This is a genomic window from Novosphingobium sp. BAM6 (genome assembly GCF_057784955.1).
In genome coordinates, this window is the sequence record NZ_JBYNTR010000004.1 from 33,398 (window position 1) to 59,144 (window position 25,747).

The window sequence follows — 25,747 nt, forward strand, 5'->3', positions numbered from 1 at the left end:
GTCTTTTTAGTCATTACCCCTTCATGGCCTTTCCCCGGCGGTTTGCAAATACATCTTTGGCGGTTCGTGAAAGGCGCAGCGGAAATAGGGGCTCGCACGAAGGATGGTCGCTCGTTAGGCTGCTGCCGTCATGACCTTTTCCGCGCTCCCCCGCCGTTCCGCCCTCGGGCTTCTTGCTGCCGCGCCTGTGATGATCGGTGCGCGCGGACTGGCCCGTGCGGCCTCGACGCCTTCGTCGCCGTCTTCGCTGCCCCGCCCGCCGCTGCGCAAGCCCAGGGCGTTGAAGGCGGGCGATACGCTGGGGCTGGTCGCACCCGCAGGGTTCATTGCCGACCGCTTCGGGCTGGAGGAGATCATGGAGGCGGTGCGCGCGATGGGGCTGGAACCCAAGCCTGCCGCGCACATGCTCGACCGCAACGGCTATCTGGCAGGCTCCGACAAGGACCGTGCCGACGACCTCATGAAGATGTTTCGCGACGATGGCGTGGATGCGATCATGTCGGTGCGCGGGGGCTGGGGATGTGCCCGCATCCTGCCGCTGCTCGACTATGCCGAGATCGCCCGCCATCCCAAGATCTTCTGCGGTTTCAGCGACAACACCGCGCTGCATCTGGCCTTCGCGGCGTATACCGGGGTGCCGAGCGTGCATGGCCCGAACGCCTCGGCATCGTGGCCGCAGGATGCCTGGGATTCGTTCCATGCGCTGGCCTTCGAGGGCGCGACGCCCACCTACAAGGTGCCCGCCAATGTCGGCACCAGCCTGTCCGCGCAGACCAACCCGGTGCGCACCTTCCATCCCGGCACTGCGCGCGGGCGGCTGCTGGGCGGCAATCTCACCGTGCTTTCGGCGCTGGTCGGCACGCCCTACCTGCCCGATTTCACCGGCGCGATCCTGTTTATTGAGGATACCAACGAGTCCGAATACCGGATCGACCGGATGCTGACGCAGCTCTCCTTGGCCGGGATCTTCGACAAGGTGGCGGGCATCGTGTTCGGGCAGTGTACCAACTGCGTCAACCCGGATGGCGGCTGGGGCAACTTCACGATCTACGAAGTGCTCGACCGCCAGTTCGCTTCGCTGGGCAAGCCCGCGTTCCAGGGCGCGGCGATCGGGCATATCGCCCATCAGGACAGCATTCCGGTCGGTATCCCGGCCGAGATCGATTCGAGTGCAGGCACGATTCGCGTGCTGGAGTCGCTGACGGCCTGATCTGTGCCGTGAAACCGGTGCCGTCCGGTTACGGTTTCGGAAAAACGCCAACTGCCTGCACTTAGGCTTTGCCCTTTCTTACGGAAAAGCTAGGGTTTTATACCGGGGTCGCGGGGGCGCGAAACCTGTCGTTAACCATTGTCTGCGATCCAGAGTTAGAAACATGGTTCGTAGAAATACGGAAAATACGGAAGGGTTTTGCGATGCGCGTCGATGCCAAGGCTCTGCTCGACCGGTTGGGCAAGCAGGAATTCGGCTACAAGGAGTTTGCCGATCGCTTCAGCGAACTGGAGCTGTGGCCGCTGTTCGAGGCGCTGCTGAAAGATCCGCGCCTCGCCAGTCTCGACGATTCCGGCGAGACGATCAGTGCCGAGGAGATCGAGGCGGCAGCAGCCATGGCGGCTTCCGCTGCACCGGCGATGCCGGCCTTCGCGACGGCGGCGCCAGCGGCTCCTTCTGCCCCTGCGCTCAGCGCTGCGCAGAACGAGGCATTCAGTTCCCTGTTCGCGCGCTACGAAAACCCCGAAGCGGCTCGTGCCGCATCCTCTGTCCCCGCGCCCGCGCCGCAACGCCCCAAGCAGGACGTGCGGGCGATGCTGCGCGAACTCTCGCAACTCAACCAGAGCGGCAAGCTCTGATGAGGCGAAGCGACCGATTCGGAGCGAAAACCCCGTTTCGCGACCTGTTTCCGGCAAGGGTGTCGCAAACGATTTTAGGAGGCGCTTCTGCGCTCGTGCAGCCGTGCCGGGATGCAGGGGGCTTCACGGTAACGTCATACTGCAATCAGATTAGCATTCTGCGACAAGGCAAAGGCAGTGCAGGACATAGTTTCCGGCGCGATTCCGGTAACTTGCGGAAGGCGATTGGGGTCTGTCCCGTTAAGGAACGTTTCCGCAATGCAGCAAAACTGGATCTACCTACGTATTCTAGGAAATTCGTATCGATAGTACACGGCGGGAAGAAAGTTCCGGGGGAACTTCTCGTTAACCATTATCTGCGAGATATTTCGTAGAAATACGGAGAAACTGCCGTGCGCGTCGATGCCAAGAAACTGCTGGCCAGAATGGGCAAGACCGACTTTGCCTATCAGGCATTTACCGATCGCTTCAGCGAGCTGGAGCTGTGGCCGCTGTTCGAGCAGGTGCTCGGCGATCCGGCGATGGCGCAGCTTGCCGAGGAACCCGCCCACGATGTGGCCGAGGCATTGTCGACGCAAGCAACGGAAGCTGCCAACGCATCGCAGCATGGCGCTCCGATCCATGCGCTCTTCGCGCAATACGCCGCACTGCCCGTGCAGAGCGGCGATGTCATCGCATCCGCGAACCTTTTCAGGGACAGGTCCGCGCTGAACGGTGTCTCCCGTCCCACTCTGCACGGAGCCGGATAATGGCCCTTATCGTCTGTCATTCGCCCAAGGGCGGCACCGGCACCACTTTCGTTGCCGCACACCTCGCCCAGGGTCTCGTCGCGCAGGGAGCGGAAGTCACTGTGCTGACCACCGCAACCTTCGATCCGCTGCCGCTGCACTTCGCGCTGCCGCCGACCACGCGCTTGCCCTCGCTGCTGGCGCCCGCCGACCAGGCGGTGGTGGTCAACGGCATCGATCTGCGCAAGATGACCCGCGCCGAACACGAGCCCGATTTCGCGGCGATGATCGGCGATCTGGGCTTTCTGGAAGCGGGTAACGAGCGGGTGATGATCGTCGATGCGCCCTCGGGTCAGCTCGGCTTCGCGCGCTCGCTGCTGGAGATCGCGCAACTGCACCTGTGCACGCTGACCGCCGCACCGGAATGTCTCTCGATGATCCCGCGCCTGATCGATGGCGAGGATGGCGTGTGGGGCGCGCAGAGCATGCTCGTGCTCAACCGGCTTGACGAAACCCGGCGCCTGTCGCGCCATTCGGCCGCGTTCCTGCGCGAACTTGCCGGATCGCGCCTGCTGGGCCGTGTACGTCTGGACGAAGCGGTTCCCGAGGCGGGCGCCATGCTCCAGCCGCTGGACCGTTATGCGCCCACCAGCGCAGCGTTGACGGACCTTGTGCAGATCGCCCAGGCGGTCGGCGTGCGTCTCGAAGCAGAGGGCGTGGCGTTCGATACTTCCGCCGTCGACACGTCTGCGGTCGATACGAGACAAGGCGCGGCGGACGTGCGTCAGCCTGCTAAGCAGAGCCGCGTCGCATGAAGGATCGCCTGCTCTCTCCCGGTATCATGCGCCTTGTGGCGGTGGTGCCGATTGTGCTTATGGCTGCGCTCGTCATTGGCGTGCCGCTGGACAACAAGGCACAGTGGGTGTTTGCAGGCGTCACCATCGCCGGCTGTCTGGTGCTCAAGCGCTGGAAAGGCCAGAAGGGCTCGCTTGCCCTTGGCATTCTCGCGGTCATCGTCTCGACGCGCTACATGTTCTGGCGCACGACCGAGACGCTGTCGTTCTCGACCCTGCCCGAATTCCTGTTCGGTTCGTGCCTCTACATCGCCGAGGCCTATGCCTGGATCATCCTGATCCTGGGTTTTATCCAGACCAGCTGGCCGCTCAACCGGCCTGTCGTGGAACCGATCGGGCCCTCGGACGTGTGGCCCACGGTCGATATTTACATTCCAACCTACAACGAAAGCCTCGAGATCGTGCGGAACACGGTCTTTGCGGCGATGGACGTCGATTATCCGGCGGACCGTGTGCGGGTGTTCATTCTCGACGACGGCAAGCGCCCGGATTTCCGTGCTTTCGCCAAGGAAGCGGGCTGCGGTTACATCACGCGTGACAATAACCTGCACGCCAAGGCCGGCAACCTCAATGCGGCGATGAAGAAGACCGATGGCGAACTGATCGCCATCTTCGACTGCGATCACGTGCCGACCCGCGCCTTCCTGCAGCTGACCGTCGGCTGGTTCCAGCGCGACCCGCGTCTCGCGCTGCTGCAGACGCCGCACCACATGTATTCGCCCGATCCCGTCCAGCGCAACCTCGCCTCGACGATGGGCGATATGCCGGGCGAGGGCGATCTGTTCTATGGCGCGGTGCAGGGCGGCAACGACCTGTGGAACGCCACCTTCTTCTGCGGCTCCTGCGCGATCATCCGCCGCGAGGCGCTGATGGAGACCAACGGTTTCGCGGGCGAGACCGTGACCGAGGACGCGCATACCGCGCTCAAGCTGCAGCGCACCGGCTGGAACACCGCCTATATCTCGGCGCGTCTTTCGGCAGGCCTCGCGACCGAGCGTCTGGTCCTGCATGTCGGCCAGCGCATCCGCTGGGCGCGCGGCATGACGCAGATCCTGCGCATCGACAATCCGCTGCTGGGCCGGGGCCTCACGATCCAGCAGCGCCTCTGCTACCTGAACGCGATGCTGCACTTCCAGTATCCGCTGCCGCGTCTGGTCTTCCTGACCAGCCCGCTGGCGTATCTGATCTTCGGGCAGAACATCATCCAGGCTTCGGCGGGGCTGATCTTCTCTTATGCCGCGCCGCATCTGTTCTGCTCGTCGGTCGCCAACGAGCGCACGCAGGGCGGAGAGCGCCGTCCGTTCTGGGGCGAGGTCTACGAGACGATCCTGGCCTTCCACCTCGTGAAGCCCACCGTCGCTACCTGGTTCCAGCCCCGCAAAGGCAAGTTCAACGTGACCGACAAGGGGCAGTTGCTCGACCGGACCTTTTTCGACTGGGGCATCGTGCGCCCGCACCTGATCTGTATCGGCGTGATCGTCGCCGGCATCACGATGGGTATCGTGAAGCGCGTGTTCTTCCCTTACATGTTCAACATCCAGACCGACTCGCTGGTGCTGAACGTCGCCTGGGCCAGCTTCAGCCTTGCGATCCTGCTTGCCGCCGTCTCGGTCGCCCGAGAGACGCGCCAGGCCCGCCAGGACATCCGCGTGCCGGTGCAGCTGCCCGTTACCGCCTATCTCGAAAGCGGCCACACCGTGCCTGCGCGCACCATCGACATCTCGATGGGCGGCGCGGGTATCCAGTTGCCCGCAGAACTGCCGACCAAGGACCGTACCCTGCGACACATTACCATGGCGATGGGCGATGAAGTGCTCTCGATTCCGGTGGAAACGGTGCGCGTTGCCAACGGCAATGCCTTCGTGCGCTTCCTTGAACTCGATACGCTGGCCGCACGCCATCTCGTTCGGGCGGTGATGGGCCGTGCCGATGCATGGGAGCCGACCGGCAAGCCCAGGCCGGTCAGCGGTCTGCGCTCGCTGGCTGACATCATCCGCGTCGATATGGTGACGATCCGCCGTCTGATCGGCCTCAACCGCGCCGAGCGCCGCCGTATCCGCGAGATCGAGGGCGAGGCGATGGCCCGCGTCAAGGCGGAGAAGGAAGCGGCTGCCAAGCATACCGCCGACCGCCGCTCGCTGGCCAAGGCGGCCGCGCTGATCGGTGCAGCTGCATTGACGGCGGCCTTGCTCGCCTCGGGGGCGATCCCTGCTTTCGCCGCCCCCGCCCCGCGCGCGGCACAAGTTGCGGCTGCCGATCCGGCAGCACCCGCCGAAGACGCCGCCGCAGCGCCCTCGCAGGCCAGCACCGTGCGCGAGCGTCTGACGCTCAAGGATCTGCGTGTCAGCCAGCCGATCCGGTTGCAGGGCACTCACGGCGAGATCGGCATCCCGTTCGGCATGCGCCAGGACCGCGTGGTTACATCCGCCACCATGACGCTGCGCATGGCCTGGTCGCCGGCGCTGCTCGAAGGGCTGAGCCAGATCGTGGTGCTGGTGAACGGCGAGGTCGTGCAGACGATCCCGCTGACCCGTGCGATGTCGGGTGGCCAGTCGCTGACCATCCCGGTCAACCCGGCGTTGTTCCTGCCTGGCGACAACCGGCTGAACCTGCGCCTGATCGGCCATTATACCCGCGATTGCGAGGATCCGTTCCATTCCTCGTTGTGGGCCAACATCTCGAATACCGGCAGCTATCTGGATGTCAGCTACGCACCGCTCGGCTTCAGCCGCGATCTTTCGCGTCTGCCGCTGCCGTTCTTCGACAAGGGCCAGAACCTGCCGCTGAACATGCCGTTCGTCTTTGCGGGACAGCCGCACAAGGGCGAGCTGGAAGCGGCTGCCAGCGTCGCGTCGTGGCTGGGTGCGCTCGCCAGCTATCGCGGTTATGATTTCAAGCCGGTCTACGGTTCGCTGCCGCGTGGCAATGCCATCGTCTTCCTGAAGACCGGGCAGTCCATCCCCGGCCTCAATGTCGACACCTCGGGCGGGCCGTCGGCAGCCGTGGTTGCCAACCCGATCGATCCCGACGGGACGCTGCTGGTACTCACTGGCGGGAATGACGGCGATCTGCGGCTTGCCGCTGCGGCCGTTTCGCTGGGTCGCGGTGTGTTCGGCGGCGCGCGCATGACTTTCGACGGCGTGCGCATTCCCACCTGGGCGCCTTACAGTGCGCCGCGCTGGATCAGCACCGAAAAGGCCGTGAAGCTGGGCGATATCATGCCCGACTACGCGTTGCAGGGGATGGGTATTCCGCCCGGACCGTTGACTGCCGCGTTCCGCGTCGCGCCCGATCTGTTCTTCTGGCCGCGCCAGGGTGGCAGCCTCAGCCTGGGCTATCGCTATCCGGTGGCTGACTGGCTCGACAAGCGCGCCTCGCGTCTCGATGTCTCGATCAACGGGCAGTACCTGCGCAGCCTGCCGCTGGGCGGTGGCCTGTGGCAGCGCCTGTTCGGCTGGGGCGGCGTGAGCACGGCGGATTCTAGCGCTACCGTCACGCTGCCGCGCTACAACCTGTTCGGCCAGAACCAGCTGGCGATGGACTACAACCTGGTCCTCGCCGACAAGAAGAAGTGCACTGGCACGCTGCCCGACAATGTGCGCGTGGCGATCGATCCCAACAGCACGATCGACCTGACGCATGCCTATCACGCGCTGCGGATGCCCGATCTGGCGACCTTCGCAGGCGCGGGCTTCCCCTTCACGGTCAATCCCGACCTTGCCGGCACTACCGTTATCATGGCGCCGGATCCGCAGCCTGCAACGGTCGAGGCGTTCCTGATGCTGATGGGCCGCTTCGGCGATTCAACGGGGGCACCGGCGACGGCCGTTACCGTGGCCTCGTCTGCGGATGCCGATCAGTTGCGCGATCAGGATGTGCTGGTGATCGGGCCGTCTTCCCTCGCCGGGGACGATGCGCTGTTCGCAGGCGCCCCTGTCCACTTCGAAAATGGCCGCCTGCGGGTGGCGGAGCGTACCGCGCTGCAGAACGTTACGGCGCTGTTCGGCGGCACCGACACCGATGATCCGGACGATGCGGCACCGGTGGTCTACAACGCACGCGGCTTTGCCGGGATCGTCAGCTTCCGTTCGCCGTTTGCATCCAAGCATACAGTGGTCGCCGTGCTGGCCGATGACCGCGCGGCTCTGCCCGGCATCGTTTCGGGCATGGCCGACACCAAGATCAATGCCACCATCCAGGGGGATCTTTCGGTGACGGACGGCGACGGGATGACCAGCTTCCTACTCGGCAACACCTATTGGGTGGGTTCGCTGCCCGCGTGGATGAAGATTGCCTACTGGTTTTCGGGCCGTCCGCTGCTGATGGGGCTGGCCACATTGCTATTGGCTGTCGTACTGGCTGGACCTGCGTATTTCTACTTCCGCCGACAGGCGGAGCGCCGTCTCGCCAACAAGGACGGTGTCAACAAGGACGGCCATTGATGAACGACTGCCCTGCGCCCCGTAACCGTCGCCGCGCCCGCCTTGGGTTGACGCTGCTGCTGGCGGGGGCAGCCTGTTCGGTGGTGCCGACGGCACCGGCCCTTGCCGCCGATCCGGCGGTGGCGGCGCTGCTCAAGCAGGTGCAGTACTGGCGTTCCAAGGGACGTGAGGATCTGGCGCAGCAGGCGCTGCGTCGCGCCCGTGCATTGGCGCCGAACGATCCGGCGGTGAAGGGAGCGACGAACGCCCCTGCCCCCAAGCCCGCCCCTGCCCCCAAGCCGCAGCCGGCACCCAGAGCCCAGCCTGCCTCCCGTCCTGCTGCTGTGCGGGAAAGCGCGCCGATGCCTGCGCCCCGACAGGCCCCCGCCCCGGCACGACCAGCACCGGCCGCGCCTGCTCCGGTTACTGCCGCCAACCGGGCGGGCACGGCGCGCGTGGCGGGCTTCGATGCGCTGGACGACAACGATCTGGCGAAGGCGGGGGCGCAGTTCCAGCGCGCGCTCGATGTGAACGCACACGATGGCGATGCGCTGGGTGGCCTTGGTCTCGTGCGTCTGCGCCAGAGCCGTTTTGCCGAAGCGGCGGACCTGCTCGAGCAGGCCTCGCGCTACGGCAAGGCGGCGCAGTGGTCGCAGGGGCTGGCCTCGGCGCGCTTCTTTGCCGGGCTCGACGATGCGCGCTCGTTGCAGAAGCAGGGGCGGCTCTCCGATGCGCAGGCCGAGACAGAGGCGCTGGTGCGTTCGGGCTATCCCGATCCCGCGCCCGCTGTCGAGCTGCTGGCCGATATCTATGACGCGCAAGGCCGCCATGCCGACGCGGCGGACCTCTATGCGCAGGCCGCCAACGGAGACAAGGGCGGAGCGCAGGACGAGAACCGCCTGCAACTGCGCGCCATCCGCAGTCGCGCGCTGGCTGCCGCTGCCAATGGCGATGACATGACCGCGCAGCGCGAGTTCCAGACCGGGCTCGTCGCCGATCCCAACGATCCGTGGATCCGCTACGAATTCGCGCGTTACATGATTTCGCGCGGGCGCGTGCCCGAAGCGGAATCGTTGCTGCGTTCGCTGGAGAGTACGGGGCGTGCGGATTCGCTTTATGCCGCCGCGCTGATCGACAACGAACTGGGTCGGGTGACTGCTGCCGATCAGCTGGTCGATCGCATTCCCGAAGCACAGCGTACCCCGCAGATGCGGGCGTTCTCGCTCGGCGTGAAGACCGATGCGGCGATCGTGCGCGCGCAGTACATGGCCAAGAGCGGGCAGAAGGCGCAAGGTATCGCCGCGCTCCAGCAGATCGGCTCGATCCCGAACCTTCCGGCGGGCAAGAAGGCCGCCGTCGCCACCGCGCTGATCGACCTTGGCGATACGCAGGACGCGCTGCAACTGGCGCAGTCGACGATGGCGGGCAACATCACCGAGGTCGGCGATTACGAAGGCCTGATCGGCGTGTTTACGCGCGCAGGGCGCGATGATCTGGCGCAGCAGGCGCTTCAGCGCGCAAGCCAGATGGTGGGCACCTCGCCCGATGGCCAGAAGGCCTATGCCCGCATGAATGCGCAGCTGATGATCGGACAGGCCGATCGCGAGCGTCTTTCGGGCCAGTATGCGCAAGCCTTCGACACGCTCCAGTCGGCGTGGAACGCCGCGCCGGATAACGTGGAAATCCTTGCCGGGCTCGCGCGGCTCTATCAGGGCGGCAATATGCCCGGCCGTGCGGCGCAGACCTGGCAGCTCTATCTCCAGAAGAAGCCGGGCGACCGCGATGCGCTGCTGGGCCTTGCCGAAACAGCGCAGGCGGCTGGCGACAAGCAGCTTTCGCAGCAGGCCGAGGATCAGGTGCTGCGCGGTTTCGCGCAGGACTATCAGGTCTACCTGACGCTGGCCCGCGTGGAGCAGGCGCGCGGCAATCAGGGGTCGGCGGTGCATATGCTGAAGGAAGCGCGCGAGCTTTACGCCCGCAGCGCCGGGCTCGGCGGTCTTTCCGGCAACAACCCCTTCGCGACGATGCAGGGCAATGCGGGCAATCCGTTCGCATCGCAGCAGGTCGCCATGGCGCCCGCACCGGTCAATCCTTTCGCGCTGGGCAACGGTGCGCGGGTGCCGTCGAACGGCGGCTATGCGCCGGTTCAGGGCGGTTATGCCCAGGGAAGCTATGGCCAAGGAAGCTACGGCCAGAGCGGCGCGACGGGCTATGCCGCGCCGGTCGCCTACAACGCCAATATGGGGGGCAATGCCGGAGGCAACTTCGGTGGCGGCTTTGGCGGTGGCAGCCAGGTGCCCGCCGCCTCGGCAGCGTCTTCCGGCGCTTTCGGTGCGCCGTCCTATCCGACGCAGGCGCCACAGAGCTTTGGCGGCGGCATGCAGGCTTCTCCCATGCAGGGCAATGCCATGCAGGGAACTGCAGCCTTCACCGACGCTGCCCAGACCGCGCCAGTCGGCGCGGGCTATTCCGCCGATCCGGTGATGGCGCAGATCCAGTCGCAGATCGCCCAGCTTTCCAGCGACAATGCCCCGCAGGCCGAAGTCACCACCGATTTCCGCCAGCGCGCGGGCGAGACGGGCCTCAGCAAGCTCTCGGCAATCAAGGGCTCGGCCAAGCTTTCAACCGGCGTGCTGAAAGGCCGGGCTTATGTTCGGGCGGATGCCACGGTGATCGACGCCGGGCGCCCGACCGGATCGGCGCTGGCACGCTTTGGTTACAACGCAACCGCCGAAGCGGAAGGCATCGTTGCGGCGGAGCCTTCAGCGCTCACCAACGCGCAGACGCAGAACGATTCGGGCGTCGCCTTCGCGGCGGGCTATGAAAGCGATGCGGCCAAGGCGGAGATCGGCACCACGCCGATCGGCATGGGACAGACCAAGCTCACCTTCCATGCCGAGGCGAACCCCAAGGTCAGTCAGGACGTGCGCCTGAGCGCCATGGTCGAGCGCCAGCCGGTGACGGACTCGATTGTTTCCTACGCCGGCACGCTCGATCCGGTGACGGGGGAGCGCTGGGGCCAGGTGATGCGCACGGCGGGCGGCGCGGGCTTTTCGTACGATCACGAAGGCACCGGCGTCTACGTGCAGGGCCGCTATTACAGCTTCCGCGGCGACAACACGCCCAACAACAGCGGCTATGAGGGTAATGTAGGTGGCTACGTGCGCGCCTATCGCGATTCCCATTCGTCGCTGACGGTGGGTCTGAACGTCAATTATCAGTCCTACGACAAGAGCCAGAACTACTTCACGTTCGGCAATGGTGGCTATTTCAGCCCGCAGCGCTTCATCTCGGTCGGCTTCCCGATCAACTACAAGTACAACAACGACAAGTTCGACGTGTCCGCCTCGCTGACGCCCGGCTTCCAGAGCTACAGCCAGGACGAGAGCGCGTTGTACCCCACCGATGTCACCGCGCAGGCCGCGCTTGAGGCATTGAAGGCGCAGGATAACGACGTTCGTGCCGACTACGACAGCCTGTCTAGCACCGGCTTCGCGCTGTCGGCGGCGGGTTCGATTTATTACCGCGTCAGCCCGAACACCCGCATCGGCGGCGAGGCGAGCTACAACACCTTCGGCAGCTATGACGAATTCCGCAGCATGCTGGGCGTTCGCCAGAGCTTCGGGAGTTCGAGCAAATGAAGGTGAGCGCCTTTCCCAGCCCCCCCGACGACCCGGACAGCGACAGCATGGCGGGATTTGCCGCCTTTGCCCTCGCCACGGTGAACGAGGCGTTCAACGCGGTTCCCGAAGCACAGGCCCGTGGTTTTTTCCGCAGCGTGGGCAAGCGGCTGGCGGGCATGGAACATCTCGATGGCGTCAACGATGTTTCAGGGCTCAGCGTGCGGGTCAATGCGCTGTGGCAGCGGCTGGGCTGGGGCGAGGCCGACTTTGCGGTCGGACGCGAGGCGATCATCGTGCGCCATCGCGATGCGCCGCTGGTCGCCGATGATCCCGAAGACGATCCCAACTGGCGCATTGCGCTCGGCGCGGTGCTGGAAGGCGCGTACGATGCGTGGTTCCGGATGCTGGGTTCCGGCCCGGTGCTGAAGACCGAAAGCCACTGGACCGCCTCTACCCTCGAATTGCGACACGGCCGCTGACATGATGAACCTCAATCGTCGCACGTTCTCGATCGGCATGCTGCTGGCGATGACCGCCGCCTGCAACACCGGCACCCAGAGCCATGCCGAGGGGCGCCCGTTCACCGGCTCGCTCGCAGGCAACTGGTGGCCGCTCTATCGCCAGCGCTTTCTCGCGCCCGAAGGTCGCATCGTCGACAATGGCAACGGCGGGATCAGCCATAGCGAAGGTCAGGGCTACGGGATGGTGCTCGCCGCGCTGGCGGGAGACCGTGCCTCGTTCGCCAAAATGGCGGACTGGGCGGACCGCACGCTGCTGCGCAAGGACATGGCGCTCTATTCCTGGCGCTACGATCCCAAGCTGGCGAACCCGGTCAGCGATCCCAACAACGCCACCGACGGCGACGTGCTGATTGCCTGGGCGCTTTCCATCGCGGCGGCGCGCTGGGGCAATTCGGCGTGGCGCCTTCGCTCGGCCGCCGTGCGCGCCGATATTCGCGCCAAGTGCGTGGCGACGCGCTATGGCCGCGAAATCCTTGTCCCCGGTATCGCCGGTTTCGTCGAGATGAACGGCATCACCATCAATCCCAGCTACTTCATCTGGAGCGCGATGGAAGCCTTCGCGAAACTGGATGGCGAGGCGGCGTGGCGCGGGATCATCAACGATGCCGATGCATTGCTGCGGCTCTCGCGCTTCGGCGCGCATGGGTTGCCGAGCGACTGGATTCTCGTCAGCGGCCGCGATCAGGTCGCTCCGGCGCCCGACAAGCCGCCGCGCTTCGGCTTCGATGCGATCCGCGTGCCGCTCTATGCGACGATGGCGGGCCGCACGGGCCTCACCGACAATATCGCCGCCTACTGGCGCGGCTGTCTGGCGCAAGGGCGCCCGATCCCGGCGTGGGTGGACGTGATGACGGGCGAGGAGGCGAACTATGCGGTGTCCGAAGGCGGCGCGGCGATCGTCTCGCGCCTGCTGAATACGGTGGCCCCTTCGCAACTCTCGAACGACTATTTCGCGGCCTCGCTCCAGATGCTGGCGCAGGCGCGGCCCTGATTACCCCCGATGACGCGGCAGGGCGAATCCACAGCGGATCGCCCCGCCGCGCAGCAGGAAGCCTGCTGCCGTCGCGGTGAGCGAGGCGGCGGTGTTCGACAGGCCAAGCCCCGTTAGCCCGACGTAGGTTCCGGCGGCCAGCACGGCGGCGGTGATATACAGTTCGTTGCGCAGCAGGATCGAGGGCGCACCTGCCACCACGTCGCGGATCACGCCGCCCATGCAGGCGGTGACGACGCCCATCACGGCGGCGGGCAGCGGCGGGATGCCGTAGTTCATCGCCTTGCCCGCGCCGAACACGGCGTAAGCCGAAAGTCCTGCCGCATCGAACCAGTCCAGCGCGCGTTCGGGCCAGAAACGCGGCGGCACCAGCCAGACGACGACAGCAACGCCAAGGCAGATCGCCAGCGGTGCGGGCGCGCGCATCCAGAACACCGGGGCGCCGATCAGCAGGTCGCGCATGGTGCCGCCGCCGGTCGCGGTGACGATGGCGAAGAAGGCGGCGGCGATCAGGTCCAGCCGCTGCCGCGCCGCCCGGATCGCGCCCGAGACGGCGAAGACCGAAAGCCCGGCAATGTCCAGCCAGCGCAGGATCGGTTGCAGCGTCGTCAGCGTGAGATGTTCGTGCATCGCGCTAATCCCCTGACCTGCCGCGCCTTGTCGAACCTATGCGGCGAAATCCGGGGGCCGGTCAATCATCCGGGGGGCGGCAATCCGCAGACAGGCTCTCGATGGCAATGCTCTCGCCGCACAGCGCCAGTGGCGCCGGGCGGTGCGAGACCAGCAGCAGGCCGGTGCCGGTGGCATCGAGCCAGGCCTCCAGTGCCGTCACCAGCGCGCTTTCCGTCGCGGTGTCCAGCCCTTCGGTGGGCTCGTCGAGCAGCAGCCACGCGCGGCCCGCCAGCAGCGCGCGGGCGAGCGACAGGCGCTTGCGCTCGCCGCCAGACAGGGTGCCGCCGCTTTCGCCGAGCAGGGTGTCGAGCCCGGCGGGCATGCGCTCCACCCGCTGGCGAAGCTGCGCGACGTCCAGCGCCTGCCACATCTGCGCGTCGGTCAGGCCGGGGCGGCCGATCCGCAGGTTGTCGGCAATCGTGCCGACCAGCATTGCGGCGTCCTGCGGCGAGAGCGCGAACTGCGCGCGCAAGGCATCGGCGGCGTGCCGATCCAGCGCCATGCCGTCCAGCGCCAGTGCGACGTGTGCCGGATGAACCCCTGCGAAAGCATCGAGCACGCGGGTCTTGCCCGATCCCGAGGCGCCGGTCAGCGCTATGCGGCTGCCGGGCGCGAAAGTGCGCGTGCCCAGCGTGATCGCGGCGGGGGTGGCCGGTGCGGGTGTCGGCTCGGGCGTGCCCTCCAGCGCATGCAGGATGCTCAGCCGCTCGATCCCGGCGTTCAGCGAGGCGCGGCGCAGCAGGCTGCGCGAAAAGCCGCCCATCGCCTCGATGGCGGAGGCGGTCGCCAGCATCGCCAGCGCCACCATCGGCGCATGGGCGTGGCCCGAGGGGGCGAGCAGCAGCACGCCTGCCACGGCGAGCGCGCCGTAGATCGAGAGCAGCGCGCCTTGCAGCGCTTCGGCGCGGACCAGCCGGGCGCGGGCCGCGTTCAGGCGCGTGATCAGCGGGGCGAGTTCGGCCTCGGCCTGCGGGGCCAGACCATAGGCCGCGATCTCGGCGCGGGCGGCGGCCAGTTCGATCCAGCCGCTGCGAAGGTCTCCCAGCGCCTCTGCCAGATCGTGTGCCGGTACGGTGGTCAGGCGCTTGGAAACGCGGGTGAAAATCACCGGGAGAGCGGCCATCACGGCGACCAGCCAGAGTACGGGCAGAGCGCCGCAGAACGCGACCAGAAGCACGCTGACCAGCGCCGAGGCGATGGCGGCATGCCTGGCGGGCTGGCGGATCACCAGATCCTCCAACGCCTGCACATCGTCGATCAGGCGGCCTGCCGCTTCGCCGGGCGAGGTGTCCGGCGCGCGGCGGCTGTCCTGCGCGGAGAGCCTGTCGAACAGCCCGCCGCGAAACTCTGCCATGCCTTCCAGCGCGACCTTGTGGCCGACGATCCGCTCGCCATAGCGCGCCAGCGTGCGCACGATCGCCATCAGGCGGATCAGCGCGCTGGGGATCAGGTAGTTGAAGGCGCTGGCGGTGGCGAAGCCGCCTGCCCCTGCGATGGCCGCGCCGGTCAGGAACCAGCCCGAGACGCCCAGCAGGCCGATGGCGGCGATGGCGGCAGCGACCGCGCACAGGCTCGCCCAGAGCAGGCGCCTGCGGCCCAGTCCGGCAATGTCGAGGATACCTGTGCTCCCGTTGTTGGCCTTCACAGCGCAATCTCCCGGTCGGCGGCAGCGACCAGCGCGGCATCGTGGGTGGCGACCAGCAGGCAGCGCTCCTGTGCCAGTTCGACGAGCAGCGCGGTGACTGTGGCGGCGCTGTCGGCGTCGAGATCGGCGGTGGGCTCGTCGCAGAGCATCAGCGGGCGGCCGGAGAGGATCGCGCGGGCCAGGCCGATGCGGCGACGCTCTCCGCCCGACAGGCCCGATCCGGCGTGATCGAGGTGGAGGTCCAGCCCGCCGCGCGCGTCCAGCAGCGGGCCGAGGCCGACGCGTTGCGCCGTGGCGAGGATCGTTGCCTCGTCAGCGTCCGGCGCTGCAAGGGCGAGATTGCGGCGCAGGCTGCCGGTCAGCAGCAGCGGGCGCTGCGCGGCCCAGGCGATCAGGCCGGGGGCAAGCGGCTGGCCCTGCGCGTCCGTGACCGTGCCCTGCGCCAGCGCGATCTGTCCGGCGATGGCGGCGAGGGTCGAGGTCTTGCCGCTGCCGGTCGGTCCGGTCAGCGCGCCGAAATCGTGGGGCGCCATCGTGAAGCTCAGCGGGCCGATCGCGGTGCCGGGAAGATCGAGGTGCAGGCCGTCGGCGACGAGGCCGGTGAAGGTCGCCTGCGGCATCTGCACCGGCGGTTCGGGCGTTTCCTCCCACGGTTCGAGCGCGGCCTCGGCGGCCTCGCCCAGCTGCTTTTCGTGATAGGCGGCGGCAAGGCGGCGCATCGGCAGGTAGAATTCAGGCGCCATCGCCAGTACGAAGAACGCGCGCTCCAGCGTCAGGTGCTCGGGCGCCGGGAAGGGCAGCAGGCCGAGCAGCGAGAACCCGCAGTAGACCGCGACGAGCGCGATCGCGAGCGCGGAGAAGAACTCCAGCACCGCGCTCGACAGGAAGGCGGCGCGCAGGACGGTGACGGTGCGCGCGGCGACTTCGCTGGTCGCCTGCCGGACCTGCTTGGAAAGCCGCTGTTCGGCGCCGAAGTGGCGGATCAGCGGCAGGTGCGTCACCCGGTCGACGAACAGGCCCGACAGCGCCGCGAGCGCGGCCAGCTGGCGGTCCGAGGCGCGGCGCGCGGCGGTGCCCGCCAGGATCATGCCGACCACGAAGAACACCAGCGTTGCCAGCATGATCGCGCTGGCGACCCAGCTGGCAGGCGCAATCAGCAGCGCCACCACCAGCGGGCCGATCCCGGCGGCCATGCGCACCGGCTGGAAACGCAGGTCGCGGTTCTCGATCGCGCCGACATGGTCGATGGCGAGCGTGGCACTGGTGCCGCTGGCGAGCGGGGCGGGGAGAAGGCCGCCCAGCAGGCGCGGCCAGAGCGAGGCGCGCAAGGTGCCTGCTGCGGCCTGCGCGTCGATCACCGCCACCCGGTCCACCGCATAGGTGCCGAGTGCGCGCAGCAGCGCGCCGCCCACGATCATCGCTGCCGGGCCGAGCAGCTCGAAAGCGTCAGCCCGCGCGGGTGCGAAAGGCGTGTGGGCCAGTGCGTGGCGGGCGAACGTGGCGACGGCAAGGGCGATGCCGAACGAGAAAAGCGCAGCGCCGGCAAGATCCAGCAGCCAGCAGCCCAGGTATTTGATGCGTGTCAAATCGCGATGCCGAGCAGGAGTATATGGCCAGCCGCAAGGGCCGGGACTCGGCGCGACCCTTACGTTTTCAACCTTGCCGGCGCAACCTTTGAGGGCGCGCCGACCCCGACACCAGAGCAGGATCGAACATGATCGACATGGCCGTGGTGGAGTTATCCCGCCTGCAGTTCGCCTTGACGGCGCTGTACCACTTTCTTTTCGTGCCGCTGACGCTCGGCCTTTCCTTCATGCTGGTCATCATGGAGAGCGTCTATGTGATGACCGACAGGCCCATCTGGCGGGACGTCACCCGCTTCTGGGGCAAGCTGTTCGGCATCAACTTCGTCCTCGGCGTCTCGACCGGCCTGACCATGGAGTTCGAGTTCGGCACCAACTGGGCCTATTACTCGCACTACGTGGGCGACATCTTCGGCGCGCCGCTCGCCATCGAGGGGCTGATGGCCTTCTTCCTCGAAGCGACCTTCGTGGGCGTGATGTTCTTCGGCTGGGATCGCCTGTCGAAGCGCAAGCACCTGTTTGTCACCTTCATGGTAGCGCTGGGCACGAACCTGTCGGCACTGTGGATTCTGGTCGCCAACGGCTGGATGCAGCACCCGACGGGCGCGAAGTTCGACCCCGCGACGATGCGCATGGAAGTGACCAACTTCGCCGACGTGATCTTCAACCCGGTGGCGCAGGCCAAGTTCGTTCACACCGTCAGCGCCGGGTACGTCTGCGCCAGCGTGTTCGTGCTGGGCGTCTCGGCGTTCTATCTGCTCAAGGGTCGTCATATCGAACTGGCCAAGCGCAGCTTCACCGTGGCTGCCGCGTTCGGTCTGGCCGCCTCGCTTTCGGCGGTCGTGCTGGGTGACGAGAGCGGTTACACGCTGACCGACAACCAGCAGATGAAGCTGGCCGCCATCGAAGGCGCGTGGGAAACCGCCAAGGCGCCTGCCGGGATCGCCGTGTTCGGCCTGCCCTCGGTCGCCGAGCACAAGACCAAGTACGAGATCGAAGTGCCTTACGTACTGGGCCTGATCGCCACGCGAAGCCTGACGGGTCAGGTCAACGGCATCCTGCCGCTGGTCGCCAGAGCGGAGGATCGCATCGAGCACGGCATCGTCGCCTATGATGCGGTCGAGAAGCTGAAGGTCAACGAGAACGATCCCGTCGCGCGCGAAGCGTTCGAGCGCAACAAGGACGATCTGGGCTATGCGCTGCTGCTCAAGAAGTACGTGGCAGACCCGCGCAAGGCCGATGCGGCGACGATCCAGAAGGCGGCATGGGATACCGTTCCCAATGTGCCGGTGCTGTTCTGGCTGTTCCGCGTGATGGCCTTCATCGGCTTCTTCCTCGTCGCCTTCTTCGCCACCGCGCTGTTCTTCTCGGTCAACCGCCGGTTCGACAAAAAGGCCTTCCTGCGCCTTGCCCTGTTCGCGATGCCGCTGCCGTGGATCGCGATCGAGTTTGGCTGGGCGGTGGCCGAGCTGGGACGCCAGCCCTGGGCGGTCGACGGTGTGCTGCCGACGTTCCTGGGCGCCTCCAGCCTCACCGTGCCGCAGATCTGGGCGACCATCGCCGGTTTCACCGCGATCTATGGCGTCATGGCCGTGATCGAGGTGCGCCTGATGCTGTCGGCGATCAGCCATGGTCCCGAACCCTACGTCGAATGGCGCGGCAAGGAAGAGGCGAGCGACGAGGCCGCCCACTTCACTGCCGTACCGGCCGAATAAAGCCCTCCACCGAAAGGCATTTCCAATGTCCATTCCCTTAGACTACGAGACGCTGCGGGTGATCTGGTGGGCGCTGCTCGGCGTGCTGCTGATCGGTTTCGCGCTGACCGACGGTTTCGACCTCGGCTCCGCAGCGCTGCTGCCCTTCGCCGGGCGCACCGATGCCGAGCGCCGCATGGTGATCAACGCCATCGGCCCCACCTGGGAAGGCAACCAGGTGTGGTTCATCCTGGGCGGCGGTGCGATCTTCGCCGCCTGGCCCTTCGTCTATGCCGTCAGCTTCTCGGGCTTCTACCTCGCGATGTTCCTGGTGCTCGCCTCGTTCATCCTGCGGCCCGTGGGCTTCAAGTACCGCTCCAAGCGGCCCGACCCCAAGTGGCGCAAGCGCTGGGACTGGGCGCTGTTCGTCGGCGGCTTCGTGCCTGCGCTGGTGTTCGGCGTCGCGGTCGGCAATGTCCTTCAGGGCATTCCCTTCCGCCTCGATAGCGACCTTCGCTCGTTCTACGAAGGCTCGCTGCTGGGCCTGTTCAGCCCCTTCGCGCTGCTGGCGGGGCTGGTCTCGGTCTCGATGCTGGTGCTGCACGGCGCGGGTTGGCTGACGATCAAGCTGGAGGACGGCCCGGTGCGCCAGCGCGCGCAGGCCTATGGACAGGTCGCCGCCGTGCTGGCGCTGGTGCTCTATGCCATCGGCGGGATCTGGCTGGCCAAGGGCGGCATCGGCTATCACATGGTGAGCGCCGCCGATCCCTTCGGCCCGTCGAACCCGCGCCTGACCGAGACGGTGCGCGCGGGCGGCGCCTGGATGGACAACTACGGCGCCCATCCCTGGATGCTGATCGCACCGCTGCTGGGCCTTGCCGGGCCGGTGCTCGCCTTCCTCGGTATCCGCACCAAGGCGGACAAGCTGGTCATCACCGGATCGGCGCTGACCAACGTGGGCGTGATCGCCAGCGTGGGCCTTTCGATGTTCCCCTACATCCTGCCCAGCTCGATCGACCCGGCTTCCAGCCTCACCGCGTGGAACGCCTCGTCCAGCCACGGCACGCTGTTCACGATGCTGATCGCCACCGTGATCTTCCTGCCGCTGATCCTGCTCTACACCGCCTGGGTCTACAAGGTGATGTTCGGCCGGGTGACGATGCGCGAAGTCACGCTCAACCCCGATTTCTACTGAGGAGATAACGCCATGTGGTACTTCGCCTGGATTCTGGGGACCGGCCTCGCCGTGGGCTTCGGCATCATCAACGGCGTGTGGCACGAGTTCCACACCGACCCCAGCGAGGAACGCACCGTCCTCGACTGACACCCCGACGGGTCGCACCTGAAGGAAACCCCGGCGCTGGCAGGAAGCTGGCGTCGGGGTTTGGTGTTTGGGAAGTAGAGATAAGTTAAAGGCAGGGGAGCTAAGCCCCCCTGCACCCCCTTAATGTCTCCCGACGCAGGCGTTGGAGCGTGGGGAGAGGCTGTCTCGCATCCAGCCGTATGGACACGAAGTGCGTTGGCCTCGGTTAGAAGGTTAGCGCCGGAAAGACGTAACGGGGTCTGGGGCCTCTGGCCCCGGAATCCTCCCCTTTCAAACCTTCAAGCCTACCTCAAACCCCCGCAACGCCCATATTGTCGATCAGCCGCGCCTTGCCGATCCGTGCCGCGACCAGCAGCCGCATCGGCGCATTCCCGCGCTCTGAAAGCACCTCAAGGCTCTCGGCATCGCGCAGTTCGGCGTAGTCGACCGAGGCGAAACCGGCATCGACCAGCGCGTGGGCGAGGAGGTCGAGCGTTGCGGGCACCGGGGCGCCGCTCTCGATCGCGCCGATGGCGTGCTTCATTGCTTCGGGCAGTGCGGCGGCGCGGCTGCGGTCGTCTGCGGAGAGGTAGGCGTTGCGCGAGGAGCGGGCGAGGCCGTCCGCCTCGCGCACGGTCGGCACGCCGAGGATGGAATCCACGTGCGGCAAGGTCAGGTCAAGATCACGCGCCATGCGGCGGATGACGGCGAGCTGCTGCCAGTCCTTCTCGCCGAACAGGGCGATGTCGGGCTGCACCTGATTGAACAGCTTGCAGACCACGGTGGCAACGCCGTCGAAGTGGCCAGGGCGCGAACCCCCGCACAGCCCTTCGCTGACGCCTGATACGCTGATGTTGGTGGCAAAGCCTGCCGGGTACATCGCCTCGACCGAGGGTGCCCAGACGAGCGCGGCGCCCGCGCCTTCCACCAGTTCGCAATCGCGCGCGAGGGTGCGGGGATAGGCGTCGAGATCCTCGCCGGGGCCGAACTGGCGCGGGTTGACGAAGATCGAGACGACGACGTGATCGGCGCGCTTTTTCGCCTCGCGCACCAGCGTCAGGTGGCCTTCGTGCAGCGCGCCCATGGTGGGCACCAGCGCGATGGTGCCGCTCTGGCGCAAGTGGGCCACTGCACGCCGCAGTGGATCAGTCTCGTGGAGAGTTTGCATTGCCTCTGCGTGCTCCGGTATGAAGGGCCATGTCCAGCCCACGGATGCGGCCTTTAGCCGGGTGCCGGGGGATGGGGCAAACGCTTTGCAAACCGATCGTTTCGTCAACCTTGAAAGAGCCGCGACCCGTGACTGCGCATCGTATCGTCTTCGCCAACGAAAAGGGCGGCACCGGCAAGTCCACCACGGCGGTCCACGTCGCCATCGCGCTTGCCTATCAGGGCGCCAGGGTCGCCGCGATCGACCTCGACCCGCGCCAGCGCACGTTCTACCGTTACATGGAGAACCGGCTGGAAACCGAGCGTCGCCGCGAGATCGCGCTGCCCGGCACGCGCTTTGCGGTCTATGACGGCAACGAGACCGCCGAACTCGACGACATGGCCGAGGCCATCGCCGAGGATTACGACTTCCTGATCTTCGACACGCCGGGGCGTGACGACGATTTCGCCCGCCACGTCGCCACCACGGCGGACACGCTGGTGACGCCGCTGAACGACAGCTTCATCGACTTCGACCTGATCGGTCAGGTCGATTCCGAGAGCTTCAAGGTGAAGCGCCTGTCGTTCTATGCCGAGCTGATGTGGGAAACCCGCAAGAAGCGCTCGATGGCGACGATCCAGCAGGGGCGCCGCGAACTGGACTGGGTGGTGGTGCGCAACCGCGTCCAGCATGTCGAGGCACGCAACATGCGCCGCATCAACGAGGCGTTGCAGGAGCTGTCCAAGCGCGTCGGCTTCCGCATCTCGCCCGGCCTGTCCGAGCGCGTGATCTATCGCGAACTGTTCCCCTCGGGACTGACGCTGCTCGACAAGGGCCATCTGGGCGAGCTGGGCACCAGCCATCTGGTGGCGCGGCAGGAACTGCGCGGCCTCGTCGCCGGGCTGAATCTCCCGATGCCTGCCGCGCGCCCCACCGATTCGGCCCCCGATTTCGAGTTCGCGGCCGGCGCATGAGCAAGCTGATCCTGATCGCGGTGCTGGCCTGCGTCGTGTGGAAGATGGTGTCGGGCCGCTGGCCGTGGGAAAAGAAGGCACTGCCCCCGCGCGGCGGCGATGCGGCGAATGGGCAGGGCGCTTTCGCGCTGGCGCAGGCCCGCGCGCTGCTGGGCGTGCCCGACAGCGCCGGTCGCAAGGACATCCTCGACGCGCACCGCCGCAAGCTGGCCGAGGTCCACCCGGACCGGGGCGGCAGCAACGAGCAGGTCCACGCCGCCAACGCCGCGCGCGATACGCTGCTCGCCGCGCTGGAGCCGGGCGCGCAGGGCTGATCCCGATGGCCAGACCACGGTCCGACCTGTGGGTGCTGACCGCCATCTGGATTGCCGGATTGCTGATATCCGGCTGGCACCCTTTCGACCGCACGACGTGGGCGATGGAAGTCGCCCCTGCGGTGATCGCGCTGCCGGTGCTCTGGGCCACGGCACGGCGCTTCCCGCTGACCCGCCTGGCGCTGGTGCTGATTGCCGTTCACGGGCTGATCCTGATGCTGGGAGGGGCCTATACCTATGAGCGGGTGCCGCTGGGGTATGTGCTGGAGCAGTCGCTTGGCCTTGCCCGCAACCCCTACGACCGCATCGGCCATTTCGCTCAGGGCTTCGTTCCCGCGGTCGTGTTCCGCGAAATCCTGATCCGGCTGGGGCGCCTGCCGCGCGGGTTGCTGTTGACCGGGCTGACGCTCGCCTGCTGCCTTGCCGTCAGTGCGCTGTACGAACTGATCGAGTTCGGCGCGGCAATGGCGATGGGGCAGGGCGCCGAGGCGTTTCTCGGCATGCAGGGAGATCCGTGGGATACCCAGTGGGACATGCTCACCTGCCTGATTGGCGCGGTGGTGAGCGTGCTCGTGCTTGGCGGTGTGCACGACCGGGCTCTGGCACGAGCGGGCTTTCGGGTGGCATCGTAACCCTTGTCGCGCGATATCTGCTACCGGGAGATTGCAGCCGGGAGATTGCAGCTTTTCGCCGGGTGCGTAGTCTTGCCGTCATGAAGGCCGCCGTCCCCTTGCGAGATCGTCTGCTCCGGCAGGATACCCGGATTCTGACCAACACGCTGCGCGCGACGTTCTCGCGGTGGCACGATCGCGCGATTGCCGTGCTGATGCTTCTCGCGGCGGTGGTGGCGATCAGGGCGTGGCTCGCAGACCATGGCTGGGTCATCGCGGCGTGGGCGGTGCTGGGCATCGGCATCGCCGTCGGCTTTGCCGCAGATCGGACGATCAGGGAGCGTCTGGCGTTCCATGCCCTGCATGGTCTGCTGGCCGCCGATGCCCTGCAGGGGCCAATGCGCAAGCGATACGCGATGGCGTGGCATGGCATCGCCATGGTCGTGCTGTCCGGCGTGATTGCGATTGCCAGACCATCGCTGCTGCCGGTCGCCTTGGGAGGCTATCTTGTCGGAGCGCTGGCTGCGCGCCTGACGGACGGCGCCGGTACGGGGCTGGGACTGGGGCTGGGACTGGCGATTACCGAAAGGGTGAACCCTGGCCGTGTGCTGCGGCTCTGGCTGGCGCGGCCTCTGGCTGGAGGGGCCTTCGCGATACTTCTGCTGCTGGCCGAACTCTTGCTGCGCGGGCTGGAGGCGAATGCGCAGATGGCGATTGCGGGAGGGGCGGGCATCCTGCTCGGCCTGATGTTGACCCGGGTCGATGCCGATACGTGCCGCTTCATGGCCATCGCCGGGCAAGGCGCACTGCGCACGGTGTGGCATCATGCCAGAGCGGTGCTGACGTTTGCCGCCATCGCGGTGCCGGTAAGCTGGATCGCGTCGGGCGCAGGAGTGGGCAGTATCGTTGCCGCCGTGTCGGCAGGACTCCTGTTCCTGCTCTCGCTTCGCGTTCTGGCCTATCGAACCCATGGTCGGCGATTTGCCGATCTGCTCGTTTCCATTTTCACGGGGGTGTTGATTTTGACCGCGGTCTCGTTGCCTCCAGCCCTGCCGTTCGTCGCCATCGCCATCGTCTGGCAGTCGTATCGCCGGGCGCAGGCATCGTCATGGCTGCTGGCATGACGAACCCGGCTGTCCGGCTTGCCGGTGCGGTGGTCGAACGGGGCAGGCAAGCCGTGGTCCGGGGTGTCGATCTGGAGGTTTCGCAAGGGGCCTGGTTCGGTCTGATCGGTGCGAATGGCTCGGGCAAGACCAGCCTGCTGCGCGCGCTGGCAGGCCGTCTGCCCTTCGCTGCCGGGGCCTGCCGGATCGCCGGAGAGGATCTGGAAGCCGATCGCGCCGGACGGGCGCAGCGTTTAGGCTTCGCACCGCCAGCCGATATGCTGCCCGATGCCCTGCGAGGACGCGATATCCTGGAGCTTGTCGGCGGGGATGTGGACGCATTCCGTACCACTTACGCCGGGTTGCATGCCGCACTGGGACTGGAGCCCTTGCTGGATCGCTGGGTCGGGGACTGTTCGGCCGGGATGCGGCAACGGATCGCGATTGCTGCGGCCTTTGCGGACGGCAAGCCGATCGTGATCCTGGACGAGCCGTTCAACTGGCTGGACCCGGTCGCCATCTTCGACTTACGCGAAACATTGCGGGCGATGGTCGATGCAGGTCTTACGCTGATCACGGCGCTGCACGACCTCGGCACGCTGGCGTCGGTTTGCGATGCGGGCCTGATGCTGGCAGAGGGCAAAGTCGCGCTGGACCTCGACGAAGGGATGCTGCGAACCGCCTCGCGCGATCCCCTCGCCTTCGAGCGGCGCACGATCGACCTCCTTCGATCCTGAAACGGCGCTTTCGGGCGATGCGCGGTTTCAGGCGATCCTGGCGCCGGTGATGCTGGCTCCTTCACGCACGGCTTGCTATCGTATCGGCCACGACCTTTCGCTCCAGCGTGGGCGGGCGGCACGTGATGGAGCGGTTGCACAGCGTCATCCCGGGCCTGTCTCTGTCCGCGCCTCTTTATCCTACGCGCTTCCCGATGCCGCCAGACCGGAGACTTTCCCGATGTTGCGCCGTGCCTTCCTGCTTGCCGCTCCGTTGCTTGCCATCGCTGCTCCGGCCCATGCCGAGAACGCGGAGAGCATCGACATTTACGCGATCCCGTCGCAACCGATCATCGATACGGTGGCAAAAGTCAGCGATGATCTGACTGCGCAGGGCATGACGACGTTCTACCGGCAGGGCCATGCGGTCCATGCCACGCTCTATCTCACACGCTATCCGGTCAGCGCCGAGCCGGCGCTCAAGGCGGCGATCCGCAAGTTGGCGAGAGGGCGCCAGGCGTTTCCGCTCACGGTCGAAGGCCTGCAAGTCACGCCCAGCAACTGGCTGTTCCTCGGCGTGGACCGCTCGGCCGACCTTCAGCGTCTGGCCGATCTGGTGACGGTGACAGCCGAGCCTTTGCGCGACCATGACGTGAAGGCGCCGACGTGGATGTCCGCCTATCCGGCCAAGCTGCCTGCGTTTCAGCGTTATGGTTCGCCCAACGTCTTCATGCAGTTCGATCCGCATCTGACCTTGCTGGCGAACGAGACCAACCCGAAGCTGGCCGATTTCGTCGCGAGCGCCTCGGCCACCCCGCCAGCAGCCGGCGGAACGGTGGAGGGAATTGGTATGGCCGTGGTCGACGAGAACGGCCAGATCGTGAAGACGCTGGCGGAATATCGTTTTGCGGGCCTGCGCCACGGACATTGAGTTGGGTGGGCGATCGAGCGTGAGCGTGAGCGTGTCATGAATCCGATCGCAGCACCTGTGAATGTCGA

Annotated in this window: 21 protein-coding genes; 17 read left to right on the forward strand and 4 right to left on the reverse strand. The window is 66.6% G+C overall.

Going from position 1 to position 25,747, the window contains the following annotated elements; genetic code table 11:
- Positions 1 to 130 precede the first annotated feature (130 nt).
- From AC3EC3_RS13300 to AC3EC3_RS13335, 8 genes are all read left to right on the forward strand, one after another.
- Positions 131 to 1,210 carry a S66 peptidase family protein gene (locus AC3EC3_RS13300; protein ID WP_488490095.1) on the forward strand — a complete coding sequence of 360 codons (1,080 nt, stop codon included), beginning with the start codon at positions 131 to 133 and terminating at the stop codon, positions 1,208 to 1,210.
- 203 nt (positions 1,211 to 1,413) lie between these two features.
- Positions 1,414 to 1,848, forward strand: a complete 435-nt coding sequence (locus tag AC3EC3_RS13305) for a hypothetical protein (protein WP_488490096.1) — start codon at positions 1,414 to 1,416, stop codon at positions 1,846 to 1,848.
- 392 nt (positions 1,849 to 2,240) lie between these two features.
- Positions 2,241 to 2,597 (forward strand): hypothetical protein, encoded by a 357-nt coding sequence (locus AC3EC3_RS13310; RefSeq protein ID WP_488490097.1) that lies wholly within the window; start codon positions 2,241 to 2,243, stop codon positions 2,595 to 2,597.
- A complete protein-coding gene (locus AC3EC3_RS13315; RefSeq protein WP_488490098.1) occupies positions 2,597 to 3,391 on the forward strand; it encodes a cellulose synthase operon protein YhjQ/BcsQ in 795 nt (264 codons plus the stop codon). The genes AC3EC3_RS13310 and AC3EC3_RS13315 overlap by 1 nt, the downstream gene beginning before the upstream one ends.
- Positions 3,388 to 7,872 (forward strand): UDP-forming cellulose synthase catalytic subunit, encoded by a 4,485-nt coding sequence (gene bcsA, locus AC3EC3_RS13320; RefSeq protein WP_488490099.1) that lies wholly within the window; start codon positions 3,388 to 3,390, stop codon positions 7,870 to 7,872. The genes AC3EC3_RS13315 and bcsA overlap by 4 nt, the downstream gene beginning before the upstream one ends.
- Positions 7,872 to 11,492 carry a cellulose biosynthesis protein BcsC gene (locus AC3EC3_RS13325; protein WP_488490100.1) on the forward strand — a complete coding sequence of 1,207 codons (3,621 nt, stop codon included), beginning with the start codon at positions 7,872 to 7,874 and terminating at the stop codon, positions 11,490 to 11,492. The genes bcsA and AC3EC3_RS13325 overlap by 1 nt, the downstream gene beginning before the upstream one ends.
- Positions 11,489 to 11,953, forward strand: coding sequence for a cellulose biosynthesis protein BcsD (bcsD, locus tag AC3EC3_RS13330; RefSeq protein WP_488490101.1), 465 nt, complete (start codon positions 11,489 to 11,491; stop codon positions 11,951 to 11,953). Before AC3EC3_RS13325 ends, bcsD begins: the two co-directional genes overlap by 4 nt.
- A gap of 1 nt (position 11,954) precedes the next feature.
- Positions 11,955 to 12,986 (forward strand): family 8 glycosyl hydrolase, encoded by a 1,032-nt coding sequence (locus AC3EC3_RS13335; protein WP_488490102.1) that lies wholly within the window; start codon positions 11,955 to 11,957, stop codon positions 12,984 to 12,986.
- Here AC3EC3_RS13335 and AC3EC3_RS13340 read toward each other — a convergent pair whose 3' ends face one another.
- The 3 genes from AC3EC3_RS13340 to AC3EC3_RS13350 all read right to left on the reverse strand — a co-directional run bounded on the left by AC3EC3_RS13340 (position 12,987) and on the right by AC3EC3_RS13350 (position 16,889).
- Positions 12,987 to 13,616, reverse strand: a complete 630-nt coding sequence (locus AC3EC3_RS13340; RefSeq protein ID WP_488490103.1) for a trimeric intracellular cation channel family protein — start codon at positions 13,614 to 13,616, stop codon at positions 12,987 to 12,989.
- Positions 13,617 to 13,677: 61 nt separating this feature from the next.
- Positions 13,678 to 15,303 (reverse strand): amino acid ABC transporter ATP-binding/permease protein, encoded by a 1,626-nt coding sequence (locus AC3EC3_RS13345; RefSeq protein ID WP_488490104.1) that lies wholly within the window; start codon positions 15,301 to 15,303, stop codon positions 13,678 to 13,680.
- Positions 15,300 to 16,889 carry an ABC transporter ATP-binding protein/permease gene (locus tag AC3EC3_RS13350; protein WP_488490105.1) on the reverse strand — a complete coding sequence of 530 codons (1,590 nt, stop codon included), beginning with the start codon at positions 16,887 to 16,889 and terminating at the stop codon, positions 15,300 to 15,302. The genes AC3EC3_RS13345 and AC3EC3_RS13350 overlap by 4 nt, the downstream gene beginning before the upstream one ends.
- Positions 16,890 to 17,020: 131 nt before the next feature.
- On the opposite strand from AC3EC3_RS13350, the gene AC3EC3_RS13355 reads away from it, so the two are divergent.
- Genes AC3EC3_RS13355 through cydX form a run of 3 tightly spaced genes read left to right on the forward strand, consistent with a single transcriptional unit; the run spans position 17,021 to position 19,904 of the window.
- The gene (locus AC3EC3_RS13355) at positions 17,021 to 18,601 is read left to right on the forward strand and encodes a cytochrome ubiquinol oxidase subunit I (RefSeq protein WP_488490255.1); all 1,581 of its coding nucleotides are present in this window, start codon (positions 17,021 to 17,023) and stop codon (positions 18,599 to 18,601) included.
- 25 nt (positions 18,602 to 18,626) lie between these two features.
- Positions 18,627 to 19,775 carry a cytochrome d ubiquinol oxidase subunit II gene (gene cydB / locus AC3EC3_RS13360; protein WP_488490106.1) on the forward strand — a complete coding sequence of 383 codons (1,149 nt, stop codon included), beginning with the start codon at positions 18,627 to 18,629 and terminating at the stop codon, positions 19,773 to 19,775.
- Between the two features lie 12 nt (positions 19,776 to 19,787).
- Complete coding sequence (gene cydX / locus AC3EC3_RS13365) at positions 19,788 to 19,904, forward strand: cytochrome bd-I oxidase subunit CydX (RefSeq protein ID WP_260926387.1); 117 nt, start codon at positions 19,788 to 19,790, stop codon at positions 19,902 to 19,904.
- 289 nt (positions 19,905 to 20,193) lie between these two features.
- Here the strand turns inward: cydX and panC are convergent, their stop codons facing one another.
- Positions 20,194 to 21,051, reverse strand: coding sequence for a pantoate--beta-alanine ligase (panC, locus tag AC3EC3_RS13370; protein WP_488490107.1), 858 nt, complete (start codon positions 21,049 to 21,051; stop codon positions 20,194 to 20,196).
- Between the two features lie 128 nt (positions 21,052 to 21,179).
- Between panC and AC3EC3_RS13375 the strand changes: the two genes are divergently transcribed.
- From AC3EC3_RS13375 to AC3EC3_RS13400, 6 genes are all read left to right on the forward strand, one after another.
- On the forward strand, positions 21,180 to 22,004 hold the full coding sequence (locus AC3EC3_RS13375) for a division plane positioning ATPase MipZ (RefSeq protein ID WP_488490108.1): 825 nt from the start codon (positions 21,180 to 21,182) through the stop codon (positions 22,002 to 22,004).
- Complete coding sequence (locus AC3EC3_RS13380) at positions 22,001 to 22,318, forward strand: J domain-containing protein (protein WP_488490109.1); 318 nt, start codon at positions 22,001 to 22,003, stop codon at positions 22,316 to 22,318. Before AC3EC3_RS13375 ends, AC3EC3_RS13380 begins: the two co-directional genes overlap by 4 nt.
- A 5-nt stretch (positions 22,319 to 22,323) precedes the next feature.
- Complete coding sequence (locus AC3EC3_RS13385) at positions 22,324 to 22,950, forward strand: DUF2238 domain-containing protein (RefSeq protein WP_488490110.1); 627 nt, start codon at positions 22,324 to 22,326, stop codon at positions 22,948 to 22,950.
- Between the two features lie 80 nt (positions 22,951 to 23,030).
- Entirely contained in the window at positions 23,031 to 24,053 is a 1,023-nt protein-coding gene (locus AC3EC3_RS13390; RefSeq protein WP_488490111.1) for a hypothetical protein, read from the forward strand.
- The gene (locus AC3EC3_RS13395; RefSeq protein WP_488490112.1) at positions 24,050 to 24,769 is read left to right on the forward strand and encodes an ATP-binding cassette domain-containing protein; all 720 of its coding nucleotides are present in this window, start codon (positions 24,050 to 24,052) and stop codon (positions 24,767 to 24,769) included. Before AC3EC3_RS13390 ends, AC3EC3_RS13395 begins: the two co-directional genes overlap by 4 nt.
- Positions 24,770 to 24,989: 220 nt before the next feature.
- A complete protein-coding gene (locus AC3EC3_RS13400; RefSeq protein ID WP_488490113.1) occupies positions 24,990 to 25,679 on the forward strand; it encodes a 2'-5' RNA ligase family protein in 690 nt (229 codons plus the stop codon).
- Positions 25,680 to 25,747 lie beyond the last annotated feature (68 nt).